The organism is Tissierella sp. P1 (assembly GCF_002266425.1).
GTDB classification, from domain to species: Bacteria; Bacillota; Clostridia; order Tissierellales; family Tissierellaceae; genus Tissierella; species Tissierella carlieri.
Genome location: NZ_NPMN01000004.1, coordinates 1 through 14,046 on the forward strand (window position 1 = coordinate 1; position 14,046 = coordinate 14,046).

Here is a 14,046-nt window from a genome sequence, read left to right on the forward strand (position 1 = left end):
GAAGAATCAGTTCATGTAAGAGGTACTGTAACCGACAATATTGGTTTAGCGAAATTAGAGATAAATGATAAAGAGATATTAGTAGATGAATCTAATAGTTTCCATGAAAGATTGATGCTAGACCAAGGTGAAAATACTATTACTGTAAAAGCAACTGATGGAGCAGGAAATGTAACTACAGTTGTAAGAACTGTATTAGTAGAGTTAGAGTCACCAACTATTACAAATATCCAGCCATCAGAAGATATAGAACTTGGAGCAGGGGATGTATTAAGAGTTAGCTTCAATGCACCTACAGGAGGGCAAGGATATTTTAGAATAATGGTTCCATTTGGGTTACAAAGCAATGAAATAGGAATACCAATGACAGAAGAAGATGGATTATATACTGGAACTTGGACGGTGCCAGAAGAAACAGGAGCAGAAAATTTATTGATTGAAGTAGTATATAGAAATGAATATGGATACGAAATAACACAAATGGCAGAAGGAAAAGTTAAGATAATAGCAGGTGAAGGACCTGTTGATCCAGAACCAGCAAGAATTACAAATCTCCAGCCAACTGAAAATACTGAGCTTAGAAGTGATGAAACCTTAGAAATAAGCTTTAATGCACCATCAGGAGGTAAAGCATATTATAGAATAATGCTTCCATTTGGACCTTCAGCTAATAGGCTTGGAAATGAGATGACAGAGGTTGAGCCAGGATTATATAAAGCAACATATAGAGCACATGAGGGAGTAGTAGCGTCAAACTTGCAAATAGAAGTAATATTTACAGGTGAAGATGGAGCTACATTAACAGAAGTAGCCAAAGGAAAGATAACATTAGTAGGAGATATAGAAGACCTTCCAGTTAGTGCAGTTATTATAGGTGATGAGGCTTTTGATACAGATTACCTAAATAATAACCCAAGAGCACAAGCTAAGCTAGTAGAGTGGTATAACTCGAACAATCCAGTTTATATTAAGCTTAACAACAACACTTTTATCACTGAGGACGGTGAAAAAGTATCAGTTGATGTATTACCAGAATTGCTACAATACTTTGATACAACAGGTATTAAGTTATATGCAAAATAAAATATAGATTTATATGACAAAATAGGACTATAACAAAAAATGTAAAGTAAAACGGAGTAGAGGACAATTAATTGTTCTCTACTCCGTTTTTAAAATTCCTTTAAGAAATAGTTCAGTATAATAATTTATCTTCATTTTAAGTTTTTCATTTACATCTGTTATATTGTTATCACGAAAATATATTAATATATTAAACATTGAAGTTGCATAGATATGGAAAATAAAATCTATGTCTACAGAGTCTTTTAGCTTGCCAGAGTTTTTAAGTTCCACTAGCTCGTCCATTACATTGCTATTTAATTCTTTGCTGTACTTGCCAAAGTAAAATTTCATCATAACTTCTATGGGTGCTCTGTACCAGGTACGATTAAATTCTATTTCCTCTGGAGTACATATTTCTTCGATAGGAATAACTTCGCTATTCATTAGAAAATATCCTGTCTTTTCTTTTTCTTTAGCATATATTTTTTTTTCAATATTACTTAATAGATATAAATAAAGGTCATCTTTATCATCAAAATATTTATAAAAGCTACCTATTGAAATTTCAGCCTTACCTGTTATGCTCCTAATGCTCACCTTTTCATATTCTTCGTTAGTAAATATTTCATAAGCCGCAAGAGTTATTTTTTCTTTTTTATCAGAAGGTAAGTTAAAAAACGTTTGCTTAGGCATGTTTTCCTCCTTTAATAAATAAAACTTTATTGTTTAACTAACATTATAGCAAATTATTAGGAAAAAAAAAGTAAAATTACTAAATTCTTTAGGGAATCTAAAAACTTAGAAAAGAAAAAATTTTCAAAAAAATAATTGACATAAAGACTTTATTATGTTATTGTGTTAATAACATTTTAGAGGTGAACAGGTTCACCATTGAACATTAAAGCGTTACATTACAAAAGAAATGGGAGGGAGTTAGGTGAAAAAATACATAGGAAAGAGAATTTTGACGGGGCTACTAACGATTCTTATAGTTTTTTCTATTAATTTTATAATTATTAGATTAGCCCCTGGGGATCCTATAAAGACTCTTATGGGAAAAGAAACTGATGATCCGGCACTGCGAGCTGCATTAGAACAAAAATATGGGTTGGACAAGCCGTTACCTACTCAATTTGTTGTTTATTTAAAAACCGCTTTAACTGGTGATTTGGGAACATCTATTATTTACAACAGGCCCGTAACGGAAATGATTTCTGAAAAGCTTTCTGCAACTATTTTACTAGTTTTAACTTCAGGCATACTATCCTTATAATAGGTACATTAATGGGGATTGTAGCAGCAAGAAAAGAGGGGTCAATTATTGATGTTATTTTTTCAGGTTTTTCTTATATACTAAATTCTATGCCTTCCTTTTGGCTAGGGCTAATGCTCATTATCATATTTTCATCTGTTTTAAAACTACTTCCTACCTATGGAATGACAGACCCTAGAGCTTCTTATACTGGAATGGCTTATGTGATGGATGTAATGAAACATATGATACTTCCTGTAGGTACACTTTTATTGGTTGAGATTCCTCTTTATTTTAGAATTGCAAAGTCTTCTATTTTACAGGTCACCAATGAGGATTTTATTCTTACCTTAAGGGCTACGGGTATGAGTGAGAAAAAGATATTTAATAAATATATTTTTAGAAATGCTATTTTACCTACCATTACAATTTTTGGTATATCTATGGCTTATCTAATTACTGGAGTAGCTCTCATAGAAACTGTTTTTGCATGGCCTGGCACTGGTAGATTGGTACTTACAGCTATTACCCAGAGAGACTATCCTACTCTAATGGGAATATATCTTGTAATGTCAATTTCAGTTGCAGTTGTAATGATGATTGTAGATATTGTATACGCAGTATTCGACCCAAGAATTAGGTACTAAGGAGGGTTCATGATGAATATAAAGAAGGTTATTGATAGAGCTAAGAAAGTTATTATAAATGATAAACAGCTTATGTTTGGAGTCTTAGGAATTATTTTCCTTTTAGTAATTGTTATATTTGCACCATTTATTTCAAGTCAGGATCCATATTATTTTGGAGGAGATATATTAAATAAAGTTGGAGAAAACGGTCATATACTCGGGACCAATAAAATGGGTCAAGATGTTTACAGTATGATTATATATGGGACCAGAACCTCCCTTAAAGTAGCTGTTATTTCAGCTCTTATTTCTGGAATACTAGGAATTTTAATTGGAGGGATTGCAGGTTTCTTTGGCGGGAAAATAGATCAGATTGTATCTGAGATTATAAATATATTTATGATGCTTCCTACATTCTTTTTAATACTCCTTATTATTGCTTTGTTTGGTAATAGTATTATCAATGTAATGATTGTAATAGGATTTACTACTTGGCCAAGTAATGCAAAGCTTATGAGAGCCCAGGCATTATCATTGAGAGAAAGAACTTTCGTTAAGGCTGCTACTGCCATGGGTGAGACTAAAAGCCAGATACTATTTAAATATATTATTCCAAATGGTATATTCCCTGTTATAGCTAATACAACAGTTGGAATGTCAAATGCTATATTAACAGAAGCAGGCCTTAGCTTTCTAGGGCTTGGAGATCCTAATACTATTAGTTGGGGACAAATGATATATGAAGGGAAACCTTATATTACCAGTGCATGGTGGGTGGCAACTTATGCTGGAGTAGCTATTGTAATTACAGTAACTATATTTTATCTCTTAGGAGATGGATTAAACCATGTACTTAATCCTAAGCATATGACTAAAAGGGGTGTTTAAGGATGGAAAGTATATTAGATTTAAAGAATTTTAACGTTACCTATGTAAATAAACATAAAAGTGTATATGCTGTAAAAGATATAAGTTTCAAGATTCATAAAGGGGATTCTTTAGGTATTGTTGGTGAATCGGGTTCAGGAAAGTCTACTTTAGCTATGGCTTTGCTTAGACTTTTGCCCGATAGAAGTACGAAGATTTCAGGAGTTGCTGAATTTATAGGACGTGATTTAACTAAATTATCTGAAGAGGAACTTAAAAAGATTAGATGGAATGAATTATCTGTAGTTTTTCAAAAATCTATGAATTCTCTATCACCAGTTCATAGAATAGGTACTCAAGTAGAGGATATTTATAAGGTTCACCATCCTAAGGCTACTAAAAAAGAGATATTCGATAGAATTTCCAGTTTGCTTGAATTAGTTAATTTATCTGGAAGAGTATATAATCTATATCCCCACGAATTATCGGGAGGTATGCTTCAAAGAGTTTCTATTGCCATAAGCCTTATTCATAATCCAAAGTTATTGGTAATGGATGAAGCTACTACTGCTCTAGATGTTGTAACTCAGGGGCAAATACTTGATGAAGTGCTAAAGATGGAGAAGGATTTAGATATGACTAGGATTATGATCACTCATGATATGTCTGTAGTGGCCACATCTTGCAATAAGGTAGCCATTATGTATGCCGGAGAACTCATGGAAATAGGATATGTAAAAGATGTTCTAAAGGAACCGTTACATCCATATACCAAAGGTTTATTATCTTCTTTTCCTTCCCTTAAGGGAGATAAACTAAAATTAGAGGGAATAGGTGGATTTTTACCAGATTTATCTAAATTATATGATGGATGCGTCTTTGCTCCACGTTGTAAATATGTAACGGATAAGTGCAGAAGGGACAAGCCTGCCAAGTTAGAAATGAAGGATGGAAGAAATTTAAGCTGTCATCTATATGGAGGTGAGGAATAGATGGAAAAGAAAAGTTCCTATATAAAAATTGATGATGTATCTATGTGGTATCCCCTAAAGAGAGGCTTTAAAGGAGGGGTAAAGGGAAAACAGTGGGTAAAGGCTGTTGATGGTGTGTCTTTGGAGCTAGAAAAGGGAGAGGTACTTGGAGTTATTGGAGAGTCTGGATGTGGAAAATCTACTTTAGGTAGAATTCTTGCTAGACTTGAAAACCCTACTAAAGGAGACGTACTCATTGATGATATATCAACAGGGGAACTTATGAAAAACAATCCCAAGGATTTTAGAAGATTGGTACAAATTGTATTTCAAAATCCCTATGACTCTTTTACGCCTAGAGATACTATTGAAAAGATTTTAATGAGGCCTTTAGATATCCATTCTATTGGAAAGACATTAGATGAAAGAAGAAAAATTTGTTTAGAAACTTTAGAGTCTGGAGGATTACGGCCTGCAGAGGATATTATGAAAAGATATCCCCATGAATTATCAGGAGGACAATTGCAAAGGATATCTATTTTACGTGCCATGCTTCTTAACCCTAAGTTATAATAGCTGATGAACCTGTTTCTATGTTAGATGTATCTGTAAGATCTGAAATCATAAATATGCTGCTGAAGCTAAGTAAGGAGAAAAATGCTGCTGTTATTTTTATTAGCCATGATATTGCTTTAACTAGATATATTTCTGATAAGGTAGCAGTTATGTATTTGGGAAAAGTTGTTGAATATGGGGATAGTGATACTGTGGTTAAAGATCCAAGGCACCCATATACTCAAACTTTGATTTCAAACTGCGGCTCTATTGATCCAGAAGAGATTATGAATAAGATAAATATTGAAGGAGAGCCACCTACACCTGTTAATCCAGGACCAGGCTGTTATTTTGCACCAAGATGTTTTAAGGCTACTGATGAGTGTTTCAAAAAATATCCTTCTACCTATGAAGTTTGGCCAGGTCATATGGTAGCTTGTGATAGATTAGACTAATTTGACAAGGAGGGTTAATATGAAGAGAAAGTTATTTTTAACAATCATAGCTTTAGTTCTAGTCACTGTAATGGTAATAGGATGTACTCCTAAGACTACAACTAATACTCCGTCTGAAGGTGAAAAAGGTGGAGAAAGCAAGCCGGGAAAAGAAAAGGTATTAATAGTAAGAGCTTCTGGAGATCCAATGTCTTTTAACCCAGATACTTTACCAGATGACAATGCCTATCCTATTGTACAGAATATATATAATAGGCTTGTTAAGCTAGATGCTAGTAAACAAATTATACCTGATTTAGCTACTAAGTGGGATGTAAGTGAGGATGGAAAGGCAATTACTTTTTACTTAAGAAAAGATGTGAAATGGCATGATGGTGAAAATGTAACTAGCGAGGATGTGAAATATACCTTTGACACAATAAAAGCTAATGAATCCTATTATATGAGTTCAAGATTATCCATAGTTGATTCTATTGATACTCCAGACGATTATACTGTTGTGTTTAATATGAATCAGGCAGATGTTTCCTTCATTGCTGATTTAGGTTGGTATGCTACTTTCATATTACCAGAGCATGTATATAATAATGGACAACCATGGGAAGAGAACCCAGCCTCCAAGAATCCTATAGGTTCTGGACCATTTAAATTCTCAGAGTTCAAACAAGGGGAAAGTATTACTTTGATTCCCAACCCTAACTATCATGAAGGTGCTCCAAAGCTAGATAAGATAATATTTTCCATTATTCCTGATGATGCCACTGCTGTTCAAGCATTGTTAAACGGTGATATAGATGTGTATGAAAATGTGCCATCAGCAAATGTAGCAGAAATGGAGGCAAATGGCAATATTAGATTGGCCTTAAATGAATATCCATCTCCTATGAGGATTATATTTAATTTAAAGGATAAGACCTTACAGGATGTGAATTTAAGAAAAGCTATAGCAACTGCCATCAATAAAGAAGAGATATCTCAAAAAATCTATAACGGAGTACAAAAACCAGAATATAATATGTATCCTTCGTTAATTGAATGGGTTTCAAATAGTGAAGAAACATCTCCTAGATTCAATATTGAAGAAGCCATAAAGATTTTAGAAGATGCTGGATACAAAAAAGATGCCAATGGTTTCTATGTAAGAGGCCTTACTATAGATGTATTTGAAGGCTCAGGATATCCCGATGCGGCTAAGCTAATGGAAGCAACTTTAGCTAAAGCTGGTATAGAATTAAAGGTTCAAGTTCATGAGTATAATGCTTGGTTTGATAAAGTTGGGACACAGAGGGATTTTATGCTTGAGTTACAAGGTGGATTTATGGGACCAGATCCAGCTGCTTTACAGAAACGTTTTGGTACAGGTGTAGGAAGTAACTATGGTGAATACAGTAATAAAGAATTTGATGATTTGTTAGTTCAAGGAGCCTCTACTGGTGATCAAGCTAAGAGAGCTGAATATTATAAAAAAGCTCAAGCAATACTTGCTGAAGATCTTCCTTATATTCCAATAGTAGCATTTGCTGGATATGATGCTAATAATGTTCAATTTATTAATCTACCAATAGATGGTGCTGGAAAATGGGGATGGGCAGAATATACATTTACTGACTTAAAATAGTCTATTAATTTAAAAGGTTAATTGCATATCTTAAAGATATGTAATTAGCCTCCATTAGGAGGTTAAACAATGAAAAAGATATTTGATGATGTAATAAATAATATACCTGAATATAAGGAATTTTTAACTGTAGAGGAGATGGATGCTAGTAGTAAAAAATTAGCTGAAGAATTTCCAGAGATAGTAGAATTATTTGAGATGGGTGGAACTAGAGATAACCATCCATTGTATTGTCTAAAAATAGGTAATGGCTCTAATAATGCTCTTATGTTTGGATGTCCTCATCCAAATGAACCTATAGGAGCAATGATGCTTGAATATTTTACAAGAGAACTTGCTGAAAACAAGGAGCTAAGGGATGAACTAGACTATACTTGGTATATAGTTAAATCATGGGATGCAGATGGTACAAAACTTAATGAAAACTGGTTCAAAGGACCTTTTACTTTATATAATTATGCAAGAAACTTCTTTAGACCAGCAGGTCATCAGCAGGTTGATTGGACTTTCCCCATAGATTATAAGAACTTACATTTTCATGATACTATTCCTGAAACTAAGGCTATGATGGACCTGATTGATAAAATCAAACCAAAGTTCATATATTCCTTACACAATGCAGGCTTTGGAGGCGTTTACTGGTATATATCCAGAGAAACTAGAGAGATTTATGATGATATGAGAAATGCTGCTAAAAAACAGGGTATTCCTCTTAATTTAGGAGAACCAGAAGCTCCCTATTGTGTAGCCTTTAGTCCTGCAATTTATCAAGATTTGGGTATTCGTCAAAACTACGATTATTTGGAGAAGTATGGTATTTCTAATCCTGAGAGTGTTATTAAGGTAGGAACCTGTAGTGCAGACTATGCTAAAGAAGTTTGCGGAGCTTTTACCCTTCTAACGGAGCTGCCATATTTTTATGATAAAAGAATAAATGACTTGTCACCATCTGATATAACTAGAAAAGATGCAGTTTTGAAGAGCATGGAATTTAGTCAAGAAGCAGATATTTTTATTAAAGAAACGTTAAATAGTGGAATTCAGTATATGGATAAAAAAAATCCTTTTAGATTGGCATTGGAAGCTTTTACTGATAATGATGAAAGTAATGAAGCCACTAAGAAAATGGTCAATGAAAATCCAGATTTTGCTAAGATAGCTACTGTGGCTGAAAAATTCGATAATTTATTAATCTCTAAATTCTATAAAATGTTGTCCTATGGTTTATTAGTTAGGGCTAATGAAATTGAACTGTTAAAGATGGAAAAAGATAATGAAGATGATTCTGAAAAGAAATTAATTTTACAAAAAGCCTTTAACAATGCAGAAGAGAGATTAAAGGAACTAAGTGAATTATTAGAAAAAGAAATTGATTATGAGGTTGTACCTATTAAGAAACTTGTGAGTATTCAGCTTGAATGTGGTCTATTAGTAGCAGATTATTTAAACAGGAACTAAGGGGGATAAACTGATGATTCTTATTAGAGGTGGAACTGTTCATGACGGAAAGGGAAATATATTAGAAGATGTAGATATATTAATAGATGGTAGCCATATCAAAGATATTAGACATTCAATTGAAGTTTCTAATGACATTGAAATATTTGATGCTAGAGGAAAGGTAATATTTCCAGGATTTATAGAGTCTCTCAATATATGGGGATGTAAAGGGCCTGGATGGGGAGATGATGACTTAAAGGAAGCTTCAGACCCTATTACTCCAGATATGAATGTGGTTTATTCTTTTGATCAGGATAGCATGCTGTTTCAAAGAGTTTTTGAATATGGAGTAACTAGTGCAGCTATCACACCTTCTACTTCCAATGTTTTAGGAGGATATGCAGCAGTATTTAAGACTTATGGAAAACATCCTTATGAAATGCTGGTGAAAGAAAAGATAGGAATGGTATCCTCTGTAGCTACAGAGACAAAAAAGGTATATGGTACTCGCAATACTTGTCCTATGACTAGGATGGGTGCCTTTGCACTTTTAAAACAAGCAATTATAAAGGCTTTGGATTATAGGAATAATGATAATAAAGATTATGATTCTAAGTCTGATGCTCTGCAAAAATTAATAAATAGAGAAGTTCCGTTATTTGTAAACTGTAATACTAAATCTGAAATGGATGCTGTGGAATTAGCATTAAAGGATTTTCCTATAGATATTGTTTTTACAGGTGCTTTTGGTGTAAATGAAAATACTGGAAATATTATTGGAAATAAATTTAGTGTGATTTTGGGAGATTTAACTAATGCTATGTCCTCCGTAAATAGTAAAGTAGACTTAGAAGGAATAAAAAAACTTATGGAAAATGGAGTAGATATTGCTATTAGCTCCTGTGGTGATAATGTTTCATCAGGGAAGGAATCCTTATTGTGGAATGCTATATTATGTTATAAGTATGGTTTAAAGAGTAATGATGTACTTAGGATGATTACTTCTATTCCAGCTAAGATTCTTGGTGTAGACGATAGAATAGGGTCTATAGAAATCGGTAAGGATGCGGATATTATTATATGGACAGAAAATCCTATAGAAACTTATACAGCTAGAGTTGAAGCTGCATTTATCAATGGAGAAAATATCCTAAATACTAGGAGGGTTGAATCATGCTGGTAATAAGGAATGCTAAAATATATACTTCTGCCAATAGGGTTATTGAAAAGGGTTATATTGTGATAGAAGATGGAAAAATTGTGGATGTGGGAGAAGATTTAGAATGGGATGCAGAAGATGTAATAGATGCTGATGGTCTTGTTGTAACTCCAGGTATAGTAGATGCCCATAGTCATATAGGAGGATTTGGTACAGATATGAGCGATCAGGATTTGAATGAAATGACTAAGAATTCTACTCCTGAAGTTGAAGCAGTTTATTCTATAGATACAAAATCAAATATGTTTGAGAGGGCTATTAGATCAGGAATTACTACTTCTGCTATTGCTCCTGGGAGTGGTAATGTAGTAGGTGGACTTGTGTGTGCTGTCAAATCCTATGGACACAGTATAGAAGATATGTGTATTAAAAATCCAATAGCTTTAAAAATGGCCCTCGGAGGAAATCCTAAAGGGGTCTATGGAAAAAGAAACCAAATGCCTATGACTCGCATGGGAATTGCTAATGTAATGAGAGAAACCTTAATTAAAGGTCAAGAATATATGAGGAAAAAAGAAGCTGCAAAGGATGATAAGTCAAAGGAACCTCCTTTTGATTTAGGACTAGAAAATGTATGTAGGGTTCTTAGAAAAGAGATTCCATTAAAAGTCCATTGTGAGCAATTTGATATGTTGACTACTATAAGAGTTGCTAAGGAATTTAATATAGATTTTACCTTAGATCATGCATGGGGTGCTAGTGACTATTATGATGATATTGTAAATTCAGGTTGTAAAGGAGTTATTTACGGACCTATAGGAGTGTTGCTTTTACCTGGTGAATGTGGAAAAATTGATATATTCAGCCTTATAGAATTAGATAAAAGAGGAGTTCTATGTTCAATAATGACAGATGGACCTATATTAAATCCCGATGTAATCTTTGTTCAAGCTGGAGAAGTAGTTAGATTTGGAGGAGATATAGAAAGAGTAATCAATATGCTTACTATAAATCCAGCTAAAATAATTGGAGTTGATGATAGAGTAGGGTCAATTGAAAAGGGTAAAGACGCTGATTTAGTTATCTTCAAAGGTACTCCAGCATTAGATACTAATGCCGCTGTAGTATATACAATAATCAACGGAAAGGTTGTTTACAACCAATAGGAAAGTTCGAAACTGAAAATAAGCTTGTTATAACAGAGTAATATATTTAAGCCAGAGGATTCCCCCGCCTCTGGCTTAGATATATTATTTGATTTACTTAGTCATTAAGAATATAATTAAATCATCAATATTTTTAGGAAGTGTGATATGAATTTTAAAAAATTACTGACGAATAATAGATTGCTAGTTAGATTGATAATTTCATATTTAATAACCTCTATTTTACTTACAAGTATTCTAATGGCTGTTGTATCCTATTTTGTGTCCTCCAGAACTAAGGCTAAGACCAATGAATCCCAAAGAGATTTAATGAGGCAGTCCTACAATACTGCCTATTATGCTTTGACAAATATCTACGGAGATTTTTATGTCCTATGGTCTAGAGATGAAGATATAAGGAGGACTCTACAAGGAGCAGATATATATGAAGAAGATATTAAAATAGCATCTAAGATCATAGACAATGCTGCATTTAAAGATGATTTGGTTGACTCTGTATATATAATAAATAAGAAGGCTAATTTGATTATATCTAATATCTATCCTCCTCAATCCATAGAGACTTTCTATGATAAATCTTCTGTAGAACTGTTTAATGACTTTGAAAAGCATTATAACTCATATAAAAATGAAGTATTCTTTCCAAGAAAGACCTCCTATAGTATCTACGGGACTAAATATAATAAGGATTATATTTCTATTGTATATGCAGCAAATAATGAAGATGGTAAACTTGATTCAGGGATAATAGTTAATATAGATCAAAATAAATTGTCTAGTTTATTGAATACAGCTAATAGAAAGGAAATTATGCTGATTGCAAACAGTGGAGGTAAGATTATATCAGGTTCACAAGGTACAGGTTTTGCTAAGCCTTTACCTAGAAGTGATATTTACAGAAGTATAGCTAATAATCCAAATGATGAAGATGGATTCACAGGAGAATACCTAGGAGAAAAATCCTTTATAACCTTTAAAAAGGCTGAGAATATAGGATTCGTATTTATTAGTATAGTACCTTATTCTCTAATAAAGGCTGAGACTACCCAGATAAACAGAGTAATTGCTTTATTTTTCATTATTGCAATGTTTATTAGTCTATTGGTCAGCATTTTTTCAGCTAAGAGGATTTATGAGCCTTTGGATAAACTCATAAAAAATATGAGGAAAGATCCCTCTATAGATAATGTAGTTGGTGTAGATGAATATACCTTCTTAGGAGAGGCTTATAATAGTCTTATACTAAAGAATGTAAGATCTCATGTATCTAGGATATTTAATGGAAACTATAATGATTCTGCTGAAAAGATTCTAGGTTTTTCAAAAGAGAAATTTTTAACTTTAGCTATTATGGCTGATGATTCCAATTCTTCTTTAGACCTTTTAGAAAAAGTACTTGATATTATGGAAATAGATGTCAAATGGGTGGCAGCTATTACTTCTTCAAATTCCATAAGTTGTATAATCAATGAAGATGATTTTGATGATGGTAAAATGGAGAATATTATGGAGGAATTGGTTAATTTACAGGGACTTATAGTAGAGGACTTAGATATAACGGTTTCCATAGGAATAGGAACTGTTGTCAATAGCCTTGATAGTATTAAGTTTAGTCATAGGTATGCTATATTGGCGGTTCAATATGCTATGTCTATTGGTGAAAATCAAGTAATATTATATAATGAAATAGAAAATAGTAAAGTTGCTGCTTCTGTAAATAAGGATTCTATTGCGGACAAAATAGAGGAGTATGTATTGAACAACTTTACTAGACAAGATTTTTCTGTAGATGAAATAGCTGAGGAAGTAAATTTATCATTAGGATATATTAGACAAATTTTTAGATCTGAAAAGGGAGTCACTCTTAATGATTATATTATTAGCTGCAGGATAGATAAGGCTAAGGAGTTGCTAATCAATACAGATAATACTGCCAAAGATATTTCTGAAGCAGTAGGGTATTATGATAACAGATATTTTTATACTTTGTTTAAGAGGAAGGTTGGTATGACTACTGAGGAATTTAGAAAGCTACGAAAGGAGGAGTTGTCCAATTGAAAACAAATACTATAGTAAAAATACTTATAATATTAGTAATAATTTTATCCATGGGTCTTATAGCCACTACAATCAAGCTGACAACAATGGATAAGAGCATTGTAAATCAAGACACTCCAACAGTAGTTGATAAAAACTCGGGAGATATAGTGAAAAAACCAGAAGAACAAGGTAAAGAATTAGGAGAAAATAAAGCTGAATCTATTGAAGAAGAACAGCTTGAAGAAATTGGAAGCAATAGTTCAGATGATAATTCAAAGGATGATCCAAAGAGTAAAACAGAAGTGGCAGATAATAATCCGCCAAAAGAAAATAAACCTTCAAAAGAAGAAAAGCCTAAGAGTGATAAATCAAGTGACAAGGACAAGCCAAATAAAGATAAGCCTAATAAAGATAAAAAGGATAAAAAGGACAAAAAAGATAAGAAGGATAAGAAGGATAAAAAAGATAAATCAAAAGAAGAAAAAGCAATAGTGAATTCTAAATATATATCCACAGATGAGGCAACAAAGATTGGATTAGATAAAGTAGGATCAGGGGCAAAATTAATTAAAATAGAATCAGATCTTGATGACAATCCACCAAAATATAATCTAGAAATTGTGTTAGGAAATTATGAATACGAAATAGAAATTCATGCTATAACTGGTGCAGTAATAGATTTTGAAAAAGATGAGATTGACGATTGAAACGTTGCAAATACTAGATATACAAAAAACAAACACAAGGATTCTATACATGTTGGATATCTAAAAAAGAAGGTTTTTGATAGTATTTGAACTTGTTGATAGTCATGAAAAATCATAGAATG

General features: G+C 32.8%; 14 protein-coding genes. 13 read left to right on the forward strand and 1 reads right to left on the reverse strand.

Features of this window, described 5'->3' with window-relative positions; translation table 11 throughout:
* The coding region (locus CIW83_RS22085; protein ID WP_201259655.1) for a hypothetical protein at positions 1-1,083 on the forward strand (1,083 nt) is incomplete at its 5' end.
* Positions 1,084-1,161: 78 nt separating this feature from the next.
* Here CIW83_RS22085 and CIW83_RS03685 read toward each other — a convergent pair.
* The gene (locus CIW83_RS03685; protein ID WP_094899530.1) at positions 1,162-1,758 is read right to left on the reverse strand and encodes a TetR/AcrR family transcriptional regulator; all 597 of its coding nucleotides are present in this window, start codon (positions 1,756-1,758) and stop codon (positions 1,162-1,164) included.
* Between the two features lie 244 nt (positions 1,759-2,002).
* Here CIW83_RS03685 and CIW83_RS22605 point away from each other — a divergent pair, with 244 nt between their 5' ends.
* From CIW83_RS22605 to CIW83_RS03735, 12 genes are all read left to right on the forward strand, one after another.
* Positions 2,003-2,338 carry an ABC transporter permease gene (locus tag CIW83_RS22605; RefSeq protein ID WP_201259656.1) on the forward strand — a complete coding sequence of 112 codons (336 nt, stop codon included), beginning with the start codon at positions 2,003-2,005 and terminating at the stop codon, positions 2,336-2,338.
* 11 nt (positions 2,339-2,349) lie between these two features.
* On the forward strand, positions 2,350-2,964 hold the full coding sequence (locus CIW83_RS22610) for an ABC transporter permease (protein ID WP_201259657.1): 615 nt from the start codon (positions 2,350-2,352) through the stop codon (positions 2,962-2,964).
* Positions 2,965-2,976: 12 nt separating this feature from the next.
* The gene (locus CIW83_RS03695; RefSeq protein WP_094899531.1) at positions 2,977-3,834 is read left to right on the forward strand and encodes an ABC transporter permease; all 858 of its coding nucleotides are present in this window, start codon (positions 2,977-2,979) and stop codon (positions 3,832-3,834) included.
* A 2-nt stretch (positions 3,835-3,836) separates the two neighbouring features.
* Entirely contained in the window at positions 3,837-4,805 is a 969-nt protein-coding gene (locus tag CIW83_RS03700; RefSeq protein ID WP_094899532.1) for an ABC transporter ATP-binding protein, read from the forward strand.
* Complete coding sequence (locus CIW83_RS22615; RefSeq protein ID WP_201259658.1) at positions 4,806-5,357, forward strand: ATP-binding cassette domain-containing protein; 552 nt, start codon at positions 4,806-4,808, stop codon at positions 5,355-5,357. It begins immediately after the preceding gene.
* Positions 5,358-5,377: 20 nt separating this feature from the next.
* Positions 5,378-5,794, forward strand: coding sequence for an ABC transporter ATP-binding protein (locus CIW83_RS22620; protein WP_201259659.1), 417 nt, complete (start codon positions 5,378-5,380; stop codon positions 5,792-5,794).
* A gap of 19 nt (positions 5,795-5,813) precedes the next feature.
* Entirely contained in the window at positions 5,814-7,412 is a 1,599-nt protein-coding gene (locus CIW83_RS03710) for an ABC transporter substrate-binding protein (protein ID WP_094899533.1), read from the forward strand.
* A 69-nt stretch (positions 7,413-7,481) separates the two neighbouring features.
* Positions 7,482-8,870, forward strand: a complete 1,389-nt coding sequence (locus CIW83_RS03715) for a M14 family zinc carboxypeptidase (protein WP_094899534.1) — start codon at positions 7,482-7,484, stop codon at positions 8,868-8,870.
* Between the two features lie 13 nt (positions 8,871-8,883).
* Positions 8,884-10,035 carry an amidohydrolase family protein gene (locus tag CIW83_RS03720; RefSeq protein ID WP_094899535.1) on the forward strand — a complete coding sequence of 384 codons (1,152 nt, stop codon included), beginning with the start codon at positions 8,884-8,886 and terminating at the stop codon, positions 10,033-10,035.
* On the forward strand, positions 10,026-11,177 hold the full coding sequence (locus tag CIW83_RS03725) for an amidohydrolase family protein (RefSeq protein ID WP_094899536.1): 1,152 nt from the start codon (positions 10,026-10,028) through the stop codon (positions 11,175-11,177). The genes CIW83_RS03720 and CIW83_RS03725 overlap by 10 nt, the downstream gene beginning before the upstream one ends.
* Before the next feature lie 147 nt (positions 11,178-11,324).
* On the forward strand, positions 11,325-13,235 hold the full coding sequence (locus CIW83_RS03730) for a helix-turn-helix domain-containing protein (protein WP_094899537.1): 1,911 nt from the start codon (positions 11,325-11,327) through the stop codon (positions 13,233-13,235).
* Entirely contained in the window at positions 13,232-13,924 is a 693-nt protein-coding gene (locus CIW83_RS03735) for a PepSY domain-containing protein (protein WP_094899538.1), read from the forward strand. The genes CIW83_RS03730 and CIW83_RS03735 overlap by 4 nt, the downstream gene beginning before the upstream one ends.
* The last annotated feature ends 122 nt before the right edge of the window (positions 13,925-14,046 follow it).